Here is an 18479-nt window from a genome sequence, read left to right as displayed (position 1 = left end):
CGTGACCTGACCCGCAGGGACGTTACCGGCACCCGGAGACAGAAAGGCCCCCCGTGCACCCGTCAGAGCCCGCTTATCCTTGCTGCCTTCCGGCCCTGGGGAGGTTCACGAGATGCACGCCGCACGGGGGGTGCCGCCAAGCCTACCCGACCCGGGGTGGATCTTCAGGGGGTGGTGGGGTGTCCCGCCCGTCGGGGACCTGTATCCTGGCTCGCGGAGGATTCGCCTAGAGGCCTAGGGCGCACGCTTGGAAAGCGTGTTGGGTTAACACCCTCACGAGTTCGAATCTCGTATCCTCCGCCGTCGACGCGAGGGCCGGCTCCCGCCGTGGGGCCGGCCCTTCGTCGTTCCCCGGCCGCCCGCAACGCGGCGTCTGATCGCCGCCAGACTCCCCGCCCGCCACCGACCAGGCTTGTGGCATGACCGGAGTTCTGGACGGAAAAGTGGCATTGGTGACCGGCGGCAGCCGGGGTATCGGGGCCGCCGTGGCACTGCGGCTGGCGCAGGAGGGCGCCGACGTGGCGCTGACCTACGAGCGGCGCGCCGACCGGGCGGCCGAACTGGTGGAGCAGATCAAGGCGGTGGGGCGGCGCGCCCTGGCGGTGCCGGCGGACAGCGCCGACCCGGCCGCGGCGCGCGCGGCGGTCGGCCGGGTCGCCGGTGAGTTCGGCCGGCTCGACGTGCTGGTCAACAACGCCGGGGTGTTCCTGACCGGCCCGGTGACGGAGCTGGGCCCGGACGAGGTCGAGCGGACCATAGCGGTGAACGTGCGGGCGCCGTTCGTGTTCGCGCAGGCGGCGGTCGGGCACCTGGGCGACGGTGGCCGGATCGTGAACATCGGGAGCAACGTGGCCGAGCGGGCCGTTTTCCCCGGTCTCGCCCTCTACTCGATGAGCAAGACGGCCCTGCTCGGCCTGACCCGGGGCCTCGCCCGGGAGCTGGGCGGTCGGGGGATCACCGTGAACCTGGTGAACCCCGGGCCGACCGACACCGAGGCGAACCCGGCGGACGGGCCGAACGCGGACGCCATCCGCGGGTTCACCGCCCTGGGTCGCTACGCCGCGCCCGCCGAGATCGCCGCCGTGGTGGCCTTCCTGGCCGGGCCGGACGGCGGCTACGTCACCGGCGCGACGATCAACGCCGACGGCGGCTTCACCGGCTGACCGACGCCGCGGCAGGGGCCGGCTCCTCCGGGGTCGGCCCCTGCCGGGGTACGCCGTCAGCCCCGCTCCGCCGTCCCGGCGGCCGGGGCGGTCTGCGGGGTGGCCGGTCCCGGCGCGGCTTCCTCCCCGCCGGCGGCACGCGGGCCGTCCGGTGCTGCGCCACGCGCGGCGTCAGGTGCGGCGGGGCGCGGGCCGCCCCGTAGCGCCCAGCCGGCGAGCAGGACGGCGCCGGCCGCCCCGGCCAGTTGGATCACCCGGTAGTCGACAAGTTCCAACAGGCCGGCGCCGGCCACGACGGCGAGCGTGCCGGGGCCGAAGGTGAGGGTGTTCACGGTCGCGGACACCCGCCCGATCAGCGCATTCGGTGTCTGCCGCTGCACCGCGGTCCAGACCGTGATCAGCACCAGCGGCGCCCCCACCCCGACCGCCAGGGTGCCGGCGGCCACCGGGACGAGGCCGGGCGCCCCCCGCAGCGCCAGGCCCGCGGCCAGGAGCGCGGCCGCGAGCGCGGTCACCCGCCGGTCGCCGAGCCGGCGCAACAGGGCGCCCGTGGCCAGTCCGCCGACCAGCGACCCCACGCCCTGCACCGTGCCGAGCACCCCGTTGAACTCGGGCGGCCGGTGCAGGCCGTCGTCCACCACCGCGTACGCGAGGGCGCCGTTGATCCCGATCAGCAGCATGGCGACTCCCGTGCAGGCGACGAGGTGCCGCAGCACGGCGTGGCGGCGCAGGTGCCCGAGTCCCTCGGCGAGCTGGCGGGTCCAGGGCTCGGCCGGGGGCGGGGGCGCCTCGCGGACCCGGATGAGGGAGAGCAGCAGCGCGGCGAGGGCGAAGGTGACGGCGTCGAGGAGCACCACGGGGCGCCCGCCGTACGCGGCGAAGAGGCCCGCGCCCGCCAGCGGGGCGACCAGCTTCATGCCCTCGTTGACAGTCATCCGCAGCCCGTTGAAGTCGCCGAGCAGCTCGCCGGGGACCACGGCCGGCACCAGCGCCGCCTCGGCCGAGTCGATCAGCACGAAGCTGACCCCGTACGCGACCATCACCGCGAAGATCAGCCAGACCAGGACGGCGGTGTCGACCAGCAGCACCGGCAGCAGGGCGGCCATAGCGAGGTGCAGCCAGATCAGCAGCGGCCGGCGGCGGAACCGGTCGGCCAGCACCCCGATCAGCGGGGCGATCAGGGCGGGCCCCCAGATGCCGAGGGTGACCAGCCCGGCCAGGCCGCTCGACCCGGTGAGGTCCTTCACCCAGATGCCGGCCACCAGGAGCATGGCCGCCGTGCCGAAGCCGGACACCAGCACCGCGGCCAGGTAGCGCGCGGCGTCGCGGCTGCCCAGCACCCTGGTCGTACCCCAGCTCATGGCACCTCCCCCGTGCGGTGCGATTCTGTCCACACGCGACCCCCAAGTCAATGCTTGGGGGTGAGGGTGCCGGCGGGTGCGGTTCAATGGCGGCCGTGAGCACCACCGACCCGCGCCTGCGCGCGCTGGCCCATCCGGTACGTCTGCGCATGCTCTCGTTGCTGTGGAGCGCGCCGCTCTCCGCCGCCGCGCTCGCCCGGGAGCTGGCCATCTCCCACGCTCTCGCCAGCCAGCACCTGCGCCGGCTGGACGCCGCCGGCCTTGTCGAACTGGCCGACGTGCGCGCCCGGCGCGGCGGCCGGGAACGCCGCTACCGGGCGGTACGCGGACCGTGGCTCACCGAGCAGCAGGAGGGGCAGCCGCTGCTCGCCGAGTCGCTCGCCCGCAACCTGCTCGACCGGGTGGCCCACCGCGCCCCGGGGACGGCCGGCGTCACCACCGACGCGGAGCTGTGGGTCTCCCCCGACGCCTGGGCGGCGGCCCGCCGGCGGCTGCAAGCGATCATGACCGAGCTGCACGACGCCGCCCAGCCGCCGCACGCGCCCGGTACGGTCCGGGTGGGCGCCACCCTCATGGCCTTCGAGATGACCGACCCGCCGCCGGCCGCCGAGGACTGACCGACCGTCGTACACATGTTCCATCCACAGCCTGTGGACGCCGAGGGGAGCGGATGAGTTACCAGCTCAGCGCGGTGGTCGCCGACGTCGAGCTGCTCCGCGAGCAGACCGCCGGCCTGGACCACGCGGTGCTCGCCGCGCTCCGCCAGGACTTCGCGCTGCTGCCGGTCACCCCGCAGCTCGTCGAGGAGCTGACCGGCCGGCTGCCCGACTTCGCCACCGGGGAGCCCTCGGCGGAGCAGCCGTTCCAGCTCGTCCTCTCGCCCGCCCTTGACGAACTGCTGGCCCGCTGGTCCCGGGAGGGTCCGGTGGCGTACCTGGAGGCGGAGTTCGCCGGCGGGCTCGGCCACCAGGCCGCGGCGGTCTGGCTGGGCGGCGAGCCGAGCTGGGGGCCCTGCTTCGACGACCGGCTGGACCGGCCGCGCGCCGAGTGGCCGATCAACGCGGCGCTCGCCCGGCTCGGCGCCGAGCCGGGGCCGTGGATCGACCCGTTCGCCGAACTGGGCCTGCACCTGGAGCGCGACACGGCCGGTTGGCTGGCGCACGGCCGGCGCGGACTCTCCGCGGACTACTGGGACGAGCTGGCCGAGGAGTGGGAACTGCGGCAATCCGACCAGCACCAGCAACCTCCACGCCCCGGTCCCGTTGGGGACTGGGGGATTGCATGAGATTGCGACAATTCGGATTCATCGCCGCACTGATGGCGGCCGCCTCGATCGCCGGCAGCGGCGTCCGTCCACAGGGACCGGACGTGCCGGCCCGGCCCGTCGGGGCCGCCGAGGTGGTAAGCCTCGACGGGCTCGGCAACGCCGAGTTCGGGGCCACCGAGGAGGACCTGGCCCGGCGCGGCGTGCTGCGCACCGACGAGGACGCGTGCGGGCCCACGCTGGCCGGGCACGGCTCGGTGAGCCCGATCTTCGTCGACGACCGGCTCGTCCTGCTGTGGCTCGACGACCCGATGAGCACACCCGAAGGGATCACCGTCGGCACGCCTGTCGACGCCGTGCACGCCGCGTACCCGTCGGTGGTCGACCTCGACGCTCCACAGGAGATGCACCGGTTCGACGGGCTGCTCGCCCGCAGCGGCGACCGCGCGTACCTCTTCCTGCACGACGGCAGCACGGTCCGGAAGATCATCGCCGGGTACGCGGACTGGGCCCGCCGCCTCTTCGACGAGGGCTACGGCCCCTGCTGACCGGACGCGGGTTGTGCGTGCGCCCCTGCGGACGGTAGAGACGACGCATGCGTCGGGTGGTCATGGTCGGCCTGTCGGTGATCGTCGTGGCCCTGCTGGGCGTGGCCACGAACGTCGCCACCGGGGCGCTGCCCGTGCGCTGGTCCCCGTACCTCTGGTTGGCCTGGCCGTTGGTCCTGCTGCTCGTGACGGTCCTCGTGGTCATCGAGGTGCAGCGCGGCCGGGAGCCGCGGCGGATGGGCACCGCCGGCGCGGCGCGGGCCCGGAAGGTGCTGCTGGAGCGGGTCCGCCGCTACTGGGTGACAAGCGTCCTGGACCGCTCCCTGTACGAGGAGGCGCGGATCGAGCTGGGCATCGCCGCGACCGCCGACGACCGCCGGCACCCGTGGAGCCTGCGGGCCAGCCACCGGGACGGCCTCACCGGCTCGCTGGACGACCGGACCTCGATGTCGGCAGTGTTCGACCAGCTCGACCAGGCGGTGGTCATCGTCGGCGCCCCCGGCGCCGGCAAGACGACCACCCTGCTGGAACTCGCCCGGGACCTGCTCGACCGCGCCGACCACGACCCGGACGCCCCGATCCCGGCCGTGTTCAACCTGTCCTCCTGGGCCACCCTCCGCCGACCCCTCGAGCAGTGGCTCGTCGAGCAGCTCACCGAGCGGTACGGCATACCGGCCGAACAGGCGACCGCCTGGGTGGCCGCCGGAGAGATCCTGCCGCTGCTGGACGGCCTCGACGAGGTGGCCGAGCAGCACCGCGACGCCTGCGCCGAGGCGATCGCCGCGTTCCACGGCCGGCAGCCGCTCACCCCGATCGCCGTCTGCTGCCGGCAGGCGGAGTACGCCCGGCTCCGGTCGGAGCTGCCCCTCTACGGCGCCGTCGCCATCCAGCCGCTGGACCGGTCGCAGATCGCCCGGTACCTCGACCGGCCAGGGCTGGGCGGCCTGCGGGACGCGCTCGACGCCGACCCCGAGCTGTGGAAGCTCGCCGACTCGCCGCTGATGCTCAGCATCATGGCGCTGGCGTACGCCGACCCGACCGGCGCGGACACCGACCGGGCCCCGGCCGGCTCCGGCCGCGAACGCCTCTTCACCCGTTACGTCGACACCATGCTGCGCCGCCGGCCGCACCCCGGGTATCCACCCGAGCGGACCGCCGGCCACCTCGCCACCCTCGCCCGGGTGCTGAGCCTGCGCGAGCAGACGGTCTTCGTGCTCGACATGATCGACGAGTCGTGGTCGGCCCGGCACTCGGCCGCGCTGTGGACCTCGACGGCGATCACCCGGCTGCTCAGCTGCACCGCGCTCGCCGCGCTGCTCAGCGCCGCCGGCTGGGCGCTCGGCTCGGTGACCGGCCTGGTGGTCGCCGGTGGCCTGCTGGGGCTGGCCGTGCTCATGTACGCGGCCAACTACGACGACCTGTTCGACCTGACCTGGGCCATCCGCGACCGCGAGGACCGCCGCCCGGAGAGCTGGGTGGTGGCCTGGACCACGGAGCTCGCGGGGCTGGAACGGTCCGTCCAGCTCTCGGCGCTCGTCGCCGGCGCGGCCGTCGGCGGGCTCACCGGCTGGCTCGCCCCCGGCGGGCCGAGCTGGACCACCGGCCTCGGCTACGGCGCCGGGACCTTCCTCGCCACGGTGGTCGCCCTGGTCGGCCTCGACAGCGCCCAGGTGCTGCTCTACTTCCGGCCGCCGCCGCCCCGTACCGGCCGCCGCGAGCTGCCCAGCCCGTTGCTGCGGCAGCGGCTGACAGTCATGGCCGGCACTTTCCTCACGCTCGGTGTGGGCGTCGCCGTGCTCGGCTTCGTGCCGGTCGCGCTGGCGCGGGGCGCGATGGAGGCGCTCCGCTTCGCGGTGCTGCTGGGTGGCGGCACGAGCCTCCTGCTGTTCAGCGTGGTAGCGGTCTCCCCGATGATCGAGCAGGCCCTGGTCCGGCGGCGGCTCGCCCGGGCGGACCTGGTGCCGTACCCGCTGCTGCCGTTCCTCGACCACGCGGTGCAGTGCCTCTTCCTGCGTCAGGTCGGCGACGGCTACATCTTCGTGCACCGGGAACTGCTCGACCACTTCGCCGAGCGGGCCGAGGCCGACATGCCGCTGCTGCGGTTCCGCGCCGCCGCGCAGGCCCGGCGGGAGGGGACGCGACCGGGCGCGGCGCCGGCACGGCAGGATCCAGCGGAGCCCACCTCGACGCGGTGACCAGGACCGGCACGGCGGAACTACGATCCACTCATGCCCGAATCCTCCGGATTGCCGGACCTTCCCCGTACGCCGGCGGCGACGGCGGCGCTGTCCGTGGCCACCCGCTACTGCTCGCCCGCGCTGCTCAACCACTCCATCCGCTCGTACGTGTGGGGGGTGACGTACGCGGGCGCACACGGCATCGCGTTCGACGACGAGCTGTACTACGTCTCGGCGCTCCTGCACGACACCGGGCTCACCGAGCCGTTCGACAGCCACTCGCTCCCGTTCGAGGAGGCCGGCGGGCACCTGGCGTGGGTGTTCGGAGTGGCCGCCGGCTGGCCCGAGGCCCGCGCGGCCCGCGCGGAACACGTCATCGTGACCCACATGCGCGCCGACGTGTCCGCCGCCGAGGACGCCGAGTCCCACCTGCTCCAGGTCGCGACGTCCTGGGACGTGGCCGGACGGCGCCCCGAGGAGTTCTCCGAGGCTCTCACTGGAAAGGTGCTCGACCGGTATCCCCGACTGGACTTCGCCACCGAGTTCCTGGCCTGGTTCGAGGACCAGGCCGAACGCAAGCCGTCCAGCGCGGCGGCACGGTCGGTCGAATCCGGCGGGCGCCTCCGGATCTCCGCGCACCCGCTGGACGTCTGACCGCCCCGGCTCCGACGACGAAAGCGGAACGCCCGGCCGATCCTCACGGATCGACCGGGCGTTCGCGCGCACGAGCGGTGGCGGCGGGATTTGAACCCGCGGAGGGCGTAAACCCTCACACGCTTTCGAGGCGTGCTCCTTAGGCCACTCGGACACGCCACCGCCGAGTAGGGTACAGGACCCCGGGTCTGGACGCCGAACCGGTATCCCCCGGCCCGGCCTGGCAGGATCTTTGCCATGAGTACGCACATCGGCGCTGAGCCGGGAGAGATCGCCGAGCGGGTCCTGATGCCGGGCGACCCGCTGCGGGCCAAGTGGATCGCGGAGACCTACCTCGAGGACGCCCGCTGCTACACGACGGTTCGCGGCATGCTGGGCTTCACCGGCCGCTGGAACGGCGTCGAGGTCTCCGTCCAGGGTTCCGGCATGGGCATGCCGTCCGCCTCCATCTACGCCCACGAGCTGGTCAACGAGTACGGCGTGAAGACGCTGATCCGGGTCGGTTCCTGCGGTGCCCTGACCGAGGACCTCCAGCTGCGGGACGTGGTGGCGGCGATCGGCTCGTCCACCGACTCGAACATGAACCGGATGCGGTTCGACGGGCTGATCGACTACGCCCCGGTGGCCGATTTCGGGCTGCTGCGTACCGCTGTCGAGGTGGCCGAGCGGCGCGGCATCAGCATGCGGGTCGGCCCGATCCTGGCGGCGGACGCGTTCTACACCGACCGGCCGGACCTCTACGACACCCTCGCCGACTACGGCGTGCTCGCGGTGGAGATGGAGTCGGCGGCGCTCTACACGATCGCGGCCCGTTTCAAGGCCCGCGCGCTGACCGTGCTGACTGTCAGCGACCACATCAAGACCGGCGAGAAGACCACGTCGCAGGAGCGCGAGCAGACCTTCGGCCAGATGGTCGAGATCGCCCTGGACACCATCATCGCCTGACCGACCCGATCCTCGACCGCCCCGTCACCGCCAGGTGGCGGGGCGGTCGCGTTACCGGGGTCACACAAAAGAATACGACCGGTCGTTCTTATTTCCGTTAGGCTGCCCGCATGACCTCCGACGGCCGCGTCGCCCGCGGCGACCGCACCCGCACCGCGGTGCTCGACACCGCCGTGGCGCTGGCCACCGAGGTCGGCCTGGACGGGCTCTCCCTCGCCCAGCTCGCCGACCGTCTCGGGGTCAGCAAGTCCGGCCTCTTCGCGCACTGGCGCTCGAAGGAGGCGCTGCAACTCGCCACCGTCGACCGGGCCGTCGCCCAGTGGGAGGAGCGGATCGCCGCCCCGGCCCTGCGCGCACCCCGGGGCGTCCGCCGGCTGCGCGCGCTGCACGAGGCCCGGATCGGGTTCTACGCCGCCCGGGTGCTGCCCGGCGGCTGCTTCTTCGCCAACACCGAGTTCGAGTACAACGCCCGCCCAGGCCCGGTCCGGGACCGGCTCGCCGAGGCGTTCGGCCGGTGGACCGCGTTCCTCGAACGCCTCGTCCAGGAGGCCGTCGACCTCGGTGAACTCCCCGCCGACGTGGACGTGCCGCTGCTGGCGTACGAGATCGACGCGCTCGGGATCAGCGCGGCGATGCGGTCCCGGATGCTCGACCCCGACGCCACCTACCGGCACGCCCGCCAGGGCCTGCTGAACCGGTTGCGGGCGCTCTGCCCGGATCCGGCCCTGCTACCGGAAGGCCAGCCATGAGCCAGCAGTTCGGGCACGTCGAGCACGTCCCCGTGCACTTCGACGACCTCGACGCCATGGGCATCCTGCACAACGCCCGCTACGCGGTGCTGCTGGAGCGCGCCCTGACGCCCTACTGGGCCGAGCGCGGAGTCGCCTTCAACGGTGACCTGCGGAGCGCCCCGGACGTGTTCCACGCGGTCCGCGAGTTCACCATCACCTACCGGGCCCCGGTCACCGGGGTCGGGCCCGTGGCGGTGCACTTCTGGTTGGAGCACTTCGGCACCAGCAGCGCCCGCTACGCCTTCGAGTTCCGCTCGGTGGACGGCGCCGTCCTGCACGCCGACGGCACCCGGTCGATCGTCCGGCTGGACCCGGCCACCATGCGCCCCACCGCCTGGACCGAGGCCGGTCGCGCCGTCGCCGAGACGCTGCTGCGTTCCGCCCCGCAACCCGCCTGACCGGGCGGGTCAGCGGAAGAAGGCGCGCAGCAACGCGACGCTCTCCGCCTCCCGCACCCCGCCGTACACCTCGGGGCGGTGGGTGAGACGGCGGTCGCGCAGCACGTCCCACAGCGAGCCGACGGCGCCGGTCTTCGGCTCCCACGCGCCGAAGACCACCGTCGAGACCCGGGCCAGCGCGATCGCCCCCGCGCACATCGTGCACGGCTCCAGGGTCACCACCAGGGTGCAACCCTCCAGCCGCCAGCGGCCCAGCCGCTCGGCGGCCCGGCGCAGCGCCAGCACCTCGGCGTGCGCCGTCGGGTCGCCGGTCAGCTCCCGCTCGTTGCGGCCGATGGCCAGCTCGGCGCCGTCCGGGCCGTAGACGACCGCGCCGACCGGGACGTCCTCGATCGCGTCGGCGCCGTCGGCGGGCACGCTGTCCGGGCCGGTCACCGCGACCTCCAGGGCCCGGCTCATCCACAGCTCGTGCCGCTGCCGGCGGCCCACGCCGTCCAGGTCGGCGAACCCCTCGTCCGCACCGGGACCGACCCGCGCCGGCCGGCCGGGGGTGGGCTGCCCCGGGCGTACGGTCTCCAGGGCCGGATCGGTGGCGTCGGCGGGCTCCGCCCCGCCGGTCCACGCCGGCCCGGGCGGCTCAGACCTCACGCAGCTCCTCGACCTCGTCGGCGCAGCCGAGCACCTGGCAGATCTCGGCGGTGACGTCGGCCGGCATCATCCCCTCGGAGCCGCTGAGGGCGAGCAGCTTCGGCGCCGGGATGCCCAGGTCGGCGAGGATGTCGGCGTCGCCCACCGGGTCGGCCTCCGGATCCACGGCCGGCTGCTCGGACTCCTCGTCGCCACCGGTGGCCGGGCGCGGCTCGTCGCCGTCCTCCAGCCCGGTGACCGAGGTCTTCAGGTCCCCGACCAGCAGCGCACCCAGCCGGGACTCCTCGGCGTACGCGGAGTCGGAGCCGAAGACCCGCAGGTCCTCCCCCTCGTCCAGGCGCAGGATCACCAGGTACGTGTCGTCGGCCTCGACGAAGAGCAGCGAGAGGTCGGCGTCCGGCTCGACGTCGCGCAGCCGGTCGGCCACCTCCTCGATGTCGGTGACGCCCCGCAGGCTCACCTCGTCGGCGGTCCAGGCGCCCTCGACGCGCGCCACGGCAGCAGCGAAGTACGACACGGTCCCCCCAAATTGGCCTCGGCAGCACGCCGACTCGTCACGCGATGCACGTTAACCGGTCGGGTCGGCAGCCGACCGGTCAACGCCCCGAAGGGCCGGCCGTTACCGGAGAAAGTCGGTCAGCCGGCGATGCGTCGGCGGGTGGCGATGAGCTCCCGCAGACGCTCGCTGCGGGCCCGCTGCGGCCGTTCACGCTGCCGCACGGTGCGGGCACCGGCCAACTCGGCGAGGAGTTGCAGGCGACGGCGGCTCCGCTCGGGGTCGAGCCGCGGCGGGGTGGTCCAGGCCATACCGCGAGCGTGAACCGTCACCGCGCGTACGTCAAGACGGCCTTCACTACGCAGTGAAACCGGCACGCTGGGTCACCAGAGCGGCCAGTCGCCGCTCTGCGCCCAACGCACCGCGACGATCGCCGCGGCGACGCTCCAGCCACCCGCCGTGACGATCGCGACCCCGGTGGCCACCCCACGGTCACCGTGCCGGACCAGCACCGCGGCGGCCAGCCAGGCCAGCCCGCCGGCGAACAGCGTCCACCACGCGTAGCCGGGGACGTCCCGGCCGAGCAGGCCGAACAGCAGCAGCCAGGCGAAGGCGGTCACCGCGCCGACCGCGACGCCGGCGCCGGTGACCGGGTGCGGCTCGCGGTAGCTGGGCCGCATCGGCGCCCCGGACGGGAAGAGCCCCGACGGGGTACGCGGCAGCGGCCGCACCGGCCCCGCGCCGGGCTCGCCGGCCACGCCCTGCCAGCCGTTCGTCACCGCTGCCCCCCTCACGGAACGTAGATGTGCCAAGGTCACGCAGAGCGACCGCGCGGAACGGACCTGTCTCAGCGTTCGTCCCCACGGTAGTGGTCTGTCAGGATGGCCGGATGCGCTCGCCATCGATCGGACGTCGCGCGCGTCCGGCGTACCCGGTCCTGCTGCTCGTGGCGGCGCTGGCCGCCGGGTGCGCCCCTGGCGACCGCCCCACCTCGGCGCCGGGCAACTCCTGGCAGGGCCCGAGCACGCGGGCCACCGGGGCGCGGCCGACCGAACCGGCCGTCCCCACGGCGTCGGCCGCCCCGCCCACGCCGGCCCCGTCGCCGACCCGCACCGACGTGCCGCACGTCTTCCCGGTCCGCGCCGGCAACGTCGCCTACCACCCGACCCACTCCGCGTACCCGGGGACGGACATCTTCGCCGACTGCGGCGAGCCGGTGGTGGCGGTCACCGACGGGGTGATCCTGGAGGTGAGCCGGGTCGACAGGTTCAGCAGGCGGGGGCCGCTCGGCCCGTACAACGGCGGGTTGTCGGTCTCGCTGCTCGGCGACGACGGGGTCCGCTACTACGGGTCGCACCTGAGCGCGATCGCCACCGGCGTCGACGCCGGGGTCCGGGTGCGGGCCGGGCAGCAGCTCGGCAAGGTGGGCCGCACCGGCAACGCCAACAACGTCTGCCACCTGCACTTCGGGCTCTCCCCGAAGTGCACGGGCCACGACGACTGGTGGATCCGGCGCGGCGTGGTCTGGCCGGCGAAGTACCTCGACTCGTGGCGCAAGCGGGGCAACCGCTCGCCGGCCGCCGAGGTGACCGCCTGGCAGCGCCGGCACGGCTGCCCGAAGGTGCCGACCGACTCCGCCGCGGCCGGCTGACCGCCGTCCACTCCCGACACCCCGGGCGACACCGCGCGGCGGGCCGCGCGGGCGCGTAGGTTGCAGGGCATGAGTGCCCGGGACCCCATCGCCGACCTGCGGCGGATCGCGTTCCTGCTGGAGCGGGCGAACGAGGCCACCTACCGGGTCCGGGCGTTCCGGTCGGCGGCCAAGGCGCTCGCCGCCCTGCCGGCCGGCGAGGTGGCCGAGCGGGCCCGCACCGGCAAGCTCACCGAGCTGTCCGGGGTCGGCGACGTCACGGCCCGCTGCGTGGCCGAGTCGCTGGCCGGCGAGGAGCCGGTCTACCTGCGCCGGCTGGTCGCCACCGAGGGCACCGACCTCGACGAGGCCGCGGCGAAGCTGCGGGACGCGCTGCGCGGCGACTGCCACACCCACTCGGACTGGTCCGACGGCGGCTCACCCATCGAGGAGATGGCCCTGGCGGCGGTCGAGCTGGGGCACGAGTACGTGGTGCTCACCGACCACTCGCCCCGGCTCACGGTGGCCCGGGGGCTCACCGCGGACCGGCTGCGCAAGCAGCTCGACCACGTGGCCGCGGTGAACGAGGCGCTGCCGAAGGGCTTCCGGATCCTCACCGGCATCGAGGTGGACATCCTCGCTGACGGGTCACTCGACCAGGACGAGGAGTTGCTGGCCCGGCTCGACGTGGTGGTCGGCTCGGTGCACAGCGGCCTCAACGACGACCGGGCGAAGATGACCCGCCGGATGCTGGCCGCGATCGCCAACCCGCACCTGGACGTCCTGGGCCACTGCACCGGGCGGATGGTCTCGTCCCGGCCTGCCGGGGTGACCGGCCCGGGTGACCGGGGGCACCGGGCGCGTACCCGCAAGGAGAGCGACTTCGACGCGGACGCGGTCTTCGCGGCCTGCGCCGAGCACGACGTGGCCGTCGAGATCAACTCGCGGCCGGAGCGGCAGGACCCGCCCAAGCGGCTGATCCGCCGCGCCCTGGAGGCCGGTTGCAAGTTCGCCATCAACACCGACGCGCACGCCCCCGGCCAGCTCGACTGGCAGCGCTTCGGCTGCGAGCGGGCCGCGCTGTGCGGCGTGCCGGCGAGCCGGGTGGTCAACACCTGGAAGGCCGACCGCCTGGTGAAGTGGACGGCCGGCCGAGGATGAGCCGCCGTGGTGGCGGCATCCGGGATCCGGACCCCGCCACCTCGCCGGTGCGACGGTCAGCGGCCGGCCGGCACCGCCGGGCGGGTGGCGGCGGCGGGGACGGACGCCGGCCGGCGCCGGCCGAGCATCCCCTGCGCGACGGCCACGCCGAGCAGCACGACCAGGGCGCCCACCGGCTGGTGCCAGTTCATCCGCTCGCCGAGCACCACCGCGCCGACCAGCACCGCGAACACCGGGATCAGGTAGGTGACCGTGGAGGCGGTGCTCGCACCGGCCACGCGGATGTTGCGCAGGTTGATCACGAAGGCCAGCCCGGTGCCGAGCGCGCCGAGCGCCAGCACGGAGGCCACCACCTTCGCGGAGAGGCCGGTCGGCACTGGCGGCGCGCCCGCCACCAGCGGCGCGACCAGCGCGAGCTGCGCGGTCGCCACCAGCAGCTGGGCCGCCGACAGCGACAGGCCGGAGTACGAACTGCCGGCGATGAACTTCTTCTGGTACGGGATGGCCACCCCGTAGCAGGCCGCCGCGCCGAGGCACATGAGCTGGCCGGTGAAGTGCGACCCGCCCACGCCCTCCCAGACGCCGAGCACCACGAGCACGCCGGCGAAACCCAGCCCGAGCCCGATCGCGCGCCGCACGGTCAGCCGCTCGGTGCGGAACACCAGCACCGCCAGCGGCAGCACGATCAGCGGCGTGGTGGCGTTCCAGATGCCGGCGAGCATCGACTCCACCCGCTGCTCGCCGAAGCCGAACAGGGTGAACGGCAGGGCCACGCCGAAGGCGGCCACCACCACGAGGTGTGCCCAGACCCGGGGCTCGCGGGGCAGCCGGTCGCGCAGCACGGCCAGCACCACCAGCAGCGTCACGGCGCCGGTGGCCACCCGGTAGAGAGTGAGGTGCAGCGGGTGCAGCTCGGCCACCCCCACCTTGATGAAGAGGAAGCTGGAACCCCAGATCATGCCGAGCGCGACGAATCCGGGCAGCCAGCTCCGCAGTGCGGCCCGGTCAGGAGTGGTATCCGCTGTCACCCCTGACACTCTGCCGTAGGGGTACGACGAAGTCCCGCGAAAATCGGACGCCGTGTCGACCGCCACAGCGGCTCCACCACGCCGGCCCCTGCTCCTTCGAACACGACGAACTTGGTCGACAACGGGGTGGCGCGGTCACGTAGGGTCGCAGCGTGGGACGAATCGATGACCTCGCCAACCGCTACGTGGCCGACTGGGCTCCGCTGAGCCCGACCGGCGCCACCTACGTCGGTATCGCCGGCTACGACGACAAGCTCGACGACCTCTCCCCGGACGGCTACGCGGCCCGCGCCGACCTGACCCGGCGCACCCTCGCCGACCTCGACGTGACCGAGCCGGACACGGAGTCGGAGCGGACCGCCAAGGAGGCGATGCAGGAGCGTCTCGGCCTGGAGCTGGCCCGCTACGAGGCCGGCGAGGCCAGCAGCGAGGTCAACGTGATCGCCAGCGGGTTGCACGACCTGCGGATGGTCTTCGACCTCATGCCGACCGAGGGCGACGACGCCAAGGCGAACGTGGCCGCCAGGCTCAACGGCTTCGCGGGCGCGCTGGAGGGCTACAAGCGCACGCTGCGCGAGGCGGCGGCGGCCGGCCAGGTCAGCTCGCAGGTGCAGCTCGTCGAGGTCGCCAAGCAGTGCGACATCTGGGTCGACCCGAACGGCGACAACTTCTTCCACGGTCTGGCCGAGCGGCTCGGCGGTGAGGGCGCGCTCGGCGCGGAGCTGCGCAAGGGCGCGGCCGCCGCGACGGCCGCCACCGCGGAGTTCGGGCAGTTCCTCCGCACCGAACTGGCCCCGCAGGGCCGGCTCAAGCAGGCCGCCGGGCGGGAGCGTTACGAGCTGGCCTCGCAGTACTTCCTCGGTGCCCGGGTCGACCTCGACGAGACGTACGCCTGGGGTTTCGCGGAGCTGGCCCGCCTGGAGAGTGAGATGCGGGCGGTGGCGGCCCGGATCGTCGGCCCCGGCGCGAGCATCGACGAGGCGGTGGCCGCCCTGGACGCGGACCCGGCCCGGACCATCCAGGGCAAGGAGGCGTTCCGGGACTGGATGCAGGCTCTCGCCGACAAGGCGATAGGCGAGCTGCACGGCACCCACTTCGACATCCCGGAGCAGGTCCGCCGGATCGAGTGCTGCCTCGCGCCCACCAGCGACGGCGCCATCTACTACACCGGGCCGAGCGAGGACTTCTCCCGGCCGGGCCGGATGTGGTGGGCCGTGCCGCAGGGCATCACCGACTTCTCCACCTGGCGCGAGGTGACCACGGTCTACCACGAGGGCGTGCCGGGTCACCACCTCCAGGTCGCGCAGACCGCCGTCCGGGCCGACCTGCTCAACCGCTGGCAGCGGCTGCTCTGCTGGGTCTCCGGCCACGGTGAGGGCTGGGCGCTCTACTCCGAGCGGCTCATGGACGAGCTGGGCTACCTGGAGGATCCGGGCGACAAGCTCGGCATGCTCGACGGGCAGGCGTTCCGGGCCGCCCGGGTGATCGTCGACATCGGCATGCACCTGGAGCTGGAGATCCCGGCCGACAACCCGTTCGGCTTCCACCCGGGCGAGCGCTGGACGCCGGAGCTGGGCTGGGAGTTCATGCGGGCGCACTGCCGGGTGCCGGACGAGAACCTGCGCTTCGAGCTGAACCGCTACCTGGGCTGGCCGGGGCAGGCGCCCTCGTACAAGGTGGGCGAGCGGATCTGGCTCCAGGCCCGCGAGGAGGCGAAGGCCCGCAAGGGCGCCGAGTTCGACCTCAAGGAGTTCCACCGGCAGGCCCTCGACCTGGGGTCGCTGGGGCTCGACCCGCTGCGCCGGGCGCTGGCCCGGCTCTGAGCGACGACGACGGCCGGGAGTCGGAGGGAATCAATCCTCCGGCTTCCGGCCGTTTCGGCGGTAGGTGTCAGGCGAGGTCGAGCCGGAGCGACGGCCTCGCGGTGAGCGTGCGGCTGTCCACGAACGCCAGGTCCATCGCCGGGTCGGTGAAGCTGATCGGGATCGGCGAGGTGATCGGCAGGCCGTCGGGGAACGGCAGGTCCGGGGTGAGCGTGATCTTGATGCCGAGCAGGCGTCCGACGAACCGGGTGGCGTAGAAGGAGACATCACCCTCGACGGTGAGCCGGTCGGTGACGTACCGCTGGGCCTTGCCCGCCGGGCCGCCGGCGAGGAGCGCGAAGTCCTCCGTCACCGCCTTGTCCATGGTGAACTTCAGGCACTTGAGCGTGCCGTTCCCGGTGGGCAGCTCGACGATCCCCTCGAACCGCAGCCCGGTCATGGTGACCTTCGAGCCGGTCAGCTTGGACGGCTGCTCGGCCACCTTCGGCTGCCCCGGCTCGGGGGCGATCTTCGGCATCATCTCGCCCTCCGCCACCTTGCGGGGCGGGCTCGGCTTCGCCGGAGGGCAGGTGGGAGTGGCGCCACCCGATGCGGTCGGGGTGGGGGTCGCCGCGGCCGGGGCGCCCGGCGTCCCGACCGCTCCGGCGCTCGGGCTGGGACTCGCCGACGGCGCGGTCGACGCGGCCCGCTCACCGCCGGTGAAGAGGTCCCCGATGCCGTCCAGGATGTCCGTGAGGATGTTGCCGTCCGGGCTGGGCTCGGCCGACGGAGTCGGGCTGGCCGTCGGGGTGGGGGTGGCGCGGCTGGGCGAGGGGGACGGGGTGGCGGCCCGCACCGGCGGTTTCGCGCAGGTGGCGGGCGCGGCCGCCCGTACCGGCTGGGGGTGGGTGGCCACCAGCGCCGTGGCGGTGAGGCCGAGCACCAGCAGCGCCACCGCGAAGTACCGGGCATCGCCGGAGGCGCCGGGTGCTCCCGCCGGCGACGCCTCGTCACGCTGCCGTGGCAGACCCGCGTCGGTCGGCACCGGCTCGGCCGCCTGCGGGTCGTCGTCGGATCCGAGGGCGCTTCCCCCGGCCGGCGGCACCTCGGCGGTCGCCTCGCCGTCAGCGGGACCGGCGGTGGGGCCGCCGGCGGGCCGGGCGGTCGGGGTCCAGGCGAAGGCGAGGGCGCTGCCGATGATGCCGAGCAGCAGGCCGAGGAAGAAGCCGCCGAGGTTGAGCCCCATCAGCGAGTAGATCGTGGTGACCATCGCGACGATCGAGTAGAACAGCCGCTGCCCCGGGCTGAACCAGAGCAGCAGTCCGCAGCTCAGCAGGATCACCGGGATCAGCAGCGAGTAGAGCCCGGTGGACCCGCTGTGAAAGCTCAGACCGTTGAGGGTCATCTTGGTGGAGGCGAACATCTCCACCCCGGCCAGCGCGGTCAGCAGGCCGCCCCAGAACGGCCGGGTCCGTCGCCAGCTCTGGAAGCCCCGCCACACCCGGCCGGCACCACCGGCGCGGACGTGTTGCGGATCAGCGTTCGTCACGTACTCCTCCTGGCGGAGCGGAAAACGAGGGACGGGAACGGGCCTGCGGCGGTCGCCCGCCGCAGGCCTGCGGTTCCGCTCAGAAGCATTCCTTGCCCGCGGCCGCGTCCCCGACGTTGACCTTGAGTCGCAGGCCCACCAGGTTGAAGGTGGAGGCCGTGGTGTAGCGGGACACCTGCTCGAGGTTGGTGATGGTGACCTTCTCGGCGTTCTGCCCGAACGAGCCGGCGCGCGCCGTCGGGTTCAGGTCGGACGCGTCCCGGCCGATCTTGATGTCGCCGAAGGTGGCGTTGCCGTCCAGGCTGTCCATCGCGATCATCAGGTCCTTGGCCTTGGCCGGGTCCTTGCCGTCACCGGCGTTGATGGTGAGCACCACCGGCAGGCCCGGCAGGTCGGCACGGACCGACTGGCAGAGCTTGTAGAGGTCGGCGCTGGTGATCTCGGCGAGGGCGACCGGGTGGACGGTGCCGTCCTTCTCCCGGACGATGCCGCCGTACTGCTTGAAGCCGTCACCCTCCAGGCGGTCGGCACTGATCTTGAAGGTCTGGCCGGAGACGGTGATGTCGGACGCGATCGCACCGGTCGACATGCCGAACAGGATGGCCCCGACGGCTGCGGTCGCGGGCACCATCATCGCGGCGAAGCGCCGCCACCTGGTACGTCCCGGGTTGTCGATCTGCACAGATTCCTCCTCGGTGGGGCGGGCGCTCATCGGGGTGGCTGGTCGACCGGTCGCGCCCCGGGGTGGGCTGAGGCGACTGTTACCAGCGGGTAACGAACGCGCGTCTGATGGTGCACCGGCAGAGGTCTGCGTCACAAGGGGCGATCCTACTCACAGGTAACTCCGACGCCGGCGAGCCGCCC

20 protein-coding genes, 2 tRNA genes and 1 other RNA gene are annotated in these 18479 nt (G+C 73.6%); 13 read left to right on the top strand and 10 right to left on the bottom strand.

Annotated features, from left to right (window positions below):
• Positions 1 to 42: 42 nt before the first annotated feature.
• Positions 43 to 133, bottom strand: an RNA gene (ffs, locus tag GA0070603_RS21160) — signal recognition particle sRNA small type.
• A gap of 82 nt (positions 134 to 215) precedes the next feature.
• Here ffs and GA0070603_RS21155 point away from each other — a divergent pair.
• Together GA0070603_RS21155 and GA0070603_RS21150 are read left to right on the top strand one after the other, a co-directional pair.
• Positions 216 to 300: transfer RNA gene (locus GA0070603_RS21155), tRNA-Ser, on the top strand.
• A gap of 119 nt (positions 301 to 419) precedes the next feature.
• Positions 420 to 1163 (top strand): SDR family NAD(P)-dependent oxidoreductase, encoded by a 744-nt coding sequence (locus GA0070603_RS21150; RefSeq protein WP_091316833.1) that lies wholly within the window; start codon positions 420 to 422, stop codon positions 1161 to 1163.
• Between the two features lie 56 nt (positions 1164 to 1219).
• On the opposite strand, the gene GA0070603_RS21145 is transcribed toward GA0070603_RS21150, so the two are convergent.
• A complete protein-coding gene (locus GA0070603_RS21145; protein ID WP_091316830.1) occupies positions 1220 to 2524 on the bottom strand; it encodes an MFS transporter in 1305 nt (434 codons plus the stop codon).
• Between the two features lie 95 nt (positions 2525 to 2619).
• Here GA0070603_RS21145 and GA0070603_RS21140 point away from each other — a divergent pair, with 95 nt between their 5' ends.
• From GA0070603_RS21140 to GA0070603_RS21120, 5 genes are read left to right on the top strand one after another with little or no spacing between them, the layout of a single operon-like run.
• Positions 2620 to 3141: an ArsR/SmtB family transcription factor gene (locus GA0070603_RS21140; protein WP_244282577.1), complete on the top strand. Its 522-nt coding sequence runs from the start codon at positions 2620 to 2622 to the stop codon at positions 3139 to 3141.
• 53 nt (positions 3142 to 3194) lie between these two features.
• On the top strand, positions 3195 to 3809 hold the full coding sequence (locus tag GA0070603_RS21135) for a hypothetical protein (RefSeq protein WP_091316825.1): 615 nt from the start codon (positions 3195 to 3197) through the stop codon (positions 3807 to 3809).
• 32 nt (positions 3810 to 3841) lie between these two features.
• On the top strand, positions 3842 to 4336 hold the full coding sequence (locus GA0070603_RS21130) for a hypothetical protein (RefSeq protein ID WP_374628085.1): 495 nt from the start codon (positions 3842 to 3844) through the stop codon (positions 4334 to 4336).
• A 47-nt stretch (positions 4337 to 4383) separates the two neighbouring features.
• The gene (locus GA0070603_RS21125) at positions 4384 to 6531 is read left to right on the top strand and encodes an NACHT domain-containing protein (protein WP_091316819.1); all 2148 of its coding nucleotides are present in this window, start codon (positions 4384 to 4386) and stop codon (positions 6529 to 6531) included.
• Positions 6532 to 6564: 33 nt separating this feature from the next.
• Positions 6565 to 7167 carry an HD domain-containing protein gene (locus GA0070603_RS21120; RefSeq protein WP_091316817.1) on the top strand — a complete coding sequence of 201 codons (603 nt, stop codon included), beginning with the start codon at positions 6565 to 6567 and terminating at the stop codon, positions 7165 to 7167.
• Between the two features lie 75 nt (positions 7168 to 7242).
• Here the strand turns inward: GA0070603_RS21120 and GA0070603_RS21115 are convergent.
• A tRNA-Ser gene (locus tag GA0070603_RS21115) sits at positions 7243 to 7329 on the bottom strand.
• Between the two features lie 75 nt (positions 7330 to 7404).
• Between GA0070603_RS21115 and deoD the strand changes: the two genes are divergently transcribed.
• The 3 genes from deoD to GA0070603_RS21100 all read left to right on the top strand — a co-directional run bounded on the left by deoD (position 7405) and on the right by GA0070603_RS21100 (position 9301).
• Positions 7405 to 8112: a purine-nucleoside phosphorylase gene (gene deoD / locus GA0070603_RS21110; protein WP_091316815.1), complete on the top strand. Its 708-nt coding sequence runs from the start codon at positions 7405 to 7407 to the stop codon at positions 8110 to 8112.
• 110 nt (positions 8113 to 8222) lie between these two features.
• The gene (locus GA0070603_RS21105) at positions 8223 to 8861 is read left to right on the top strand and encodes a TetR/AcrR family transcriptional regulator (protein WP_091316814.1); all 639 of its coding nucleotides are present in this window, start codon (positions 8223 to 8225) and stop codon (positions 8859 to 8861) included.
• The gene (locus GA0070603_RS21100) at positions 8858 to 9301 is read left to right on the top strand and encodes an acyl-CoA thioesterase (protein ID WP_091316811.1); all 444 of its coding nucleotides are present in this window, start codon (positions 8858 to 8860) and stop codon (positions 9299 to 9301) included. Before GA0070603_RS21105 ends, GA0070603_RS21100 begins: the two co-directional genes overlap by 4 nt.
• A gap of 9 nt (positions 9302 to 9310) precedes the next feature.
• On the opposite strand, the gene GA0070603_RS21095 is transcribed toward GA0070603_RS21100, so the two are convergent.
• The 4 genes from GA0070603_RS21095 to GA0070603_RS21085 all read right to left on the bottom strand — a co-directional run bounded on the left by GA0070603_RS21095 (position 9311) and on the right by GA0070603_RS21085 (position 11125).
• Positions 9311 to 9760 (bottom strand): nucleoside deaminase, encoded by a 450-nt coding sequence (locus tag GA0070603_RS21095; RefSeq protein ID WP_208863059.1) that lies wholly within the window; start codon positions 9758 to 9760, stop codon positions 9311 to 9313.
• 178 nt (positions 9761 to 9938) lie between these two features.
• A complete protein-coding gene (locus tag GA0070603_RS21090; protein WP_091316804.1) occupies positions 9939 to 10466 on the bottom strand; it encodes a tRNA adenosine deaminase-associated protein in 528 nt (175 codons plus the stop codon).
• A 119-nt stretch (positions 10467 to 10585) separates the two neighbouring features.
• Entirely contained in the window at positions 10586 to 10756 is a 171-nt protein-coding gene (locus GA0070603_RS31570) for a hypothetical protein (RefSeq protein ID WP_167544573.1), read from the bottom strand.
• Positions 10757 to 10828: 72 nt separating this feature from the next.
• On the bottom strand, positions 10829 to 11125 hold the full coding sequence (locus tag GA0070603_RS21085) for a hypothetical protein (RefSeq protein WP_091322165.1): 297 nt from the start codon (positions 11123 to 11125) through the stop codon (positions 10829 to 10831).
• A gap of 209 nt (positions 11126 to 11334) precedes the next feature.
• Here GA0070603_RS21085 and GA0070603_RS21080 point away from each other — a divergent pair, with 209 nt between their 5' ends.
• Positions 11335 to 12096, top strand: coding sequence for a M23 family metallopeptidase (locus tag GA0070603_RS21080; RefSeq protein ID WP_091316801.1), 762 nt, complete (start codon positions 11335 to 11337; stop codon positions 12094 to 12096).
• Between the two features lie 69 nt (positions 12097 to 12165).
• Entirely contained in the window at positions 12166 to 13236 is a 1071-nt protein-coding gene (locus GA0070603_RS21075) for a PHP domain-containing protein (RefSeq protein ID WP_091316798.1), read from the top strand.
• 56 nt (positions 13237 to 13292) lie between these two features.
• On the opposite strand, the gene GA0070603_RS21070 is transcribed toward GA0070603_RS21075, so the two are convergent.
• Positions 13293 to 14195, bottom strand: a complete 903-nt coding sequence (locus GA0070603_RS21070; RefSeq protein ID WP_425270513.1) for a DMT family transporter — start codon at positions 14193 to 14195, stop codon at positions 13293 to 13295.
• A gap of 221 nt (positions 14196 to 14416) precedes the next feature.
• Between GA0070603_RS21070 and GA0070603_RS21065 the strand changes: the two genes are divergently transcribed.
• Complete coding sequence (locus GA0070603_RS21065) at positions 14417 to 16087, top strand: DUF885 domain-containing protein (RefSeq protein ID WP_091316793.1); 1671 nt, start codon at positions 14417 to 14419, stop codon at positions 16085 to 16087.
• Between the two features lie 67 nt (positions 16088 to 16154).
• On the opposite strand, the gene GA0070603_RS21060 is transcribed toward GA0070603_RS21065, so the two are convergent.
• Together GA0070603_RS21060 and GA0070603_RS21055 are read right to left on the bottom strand one after the other, a co-directional pair.
• The gene (locus GA0070603_RS21060; protein WP_091316791.1) at positions 16155 to 17615 is read right to left on the bottom strand and encodes a DUF6114 domain-containing protein; all 1461 of its coding nucleotides are present in this window, start codon (positions 17613 to 17615) and stop codon (positions 16155 to 16157) included.
• Positions 17616 to 17694: 79 nt separating this feature from the next.
• Positions 17695 to 18327: a DUF6230 family protein gene (locus tag GA0070603_RS21055; RefSeq protein WP_091316788.1), complete on the bottom strand. Its 633-nt coding sequence runs from the start codon at positions 18325 to 18327 to the stop codon at positions 17695 to 17697.
• Positions 18328 to 18479: the final 152 nt, after the last annotated feature.

Source organism: Micromonospora chersina (genome assembly GCF_900091475.1).
Taxonomy (GTDB): domain Bacteria; phylum Actinomycetota; class Actinomycetes; order Mycobacteriales; family Micromonosporaceae; genus Micromonospora; species Micromonospora chersina.
This window is presented reverse-complemented; position numbering and strand designations above follow the sequence as displayed.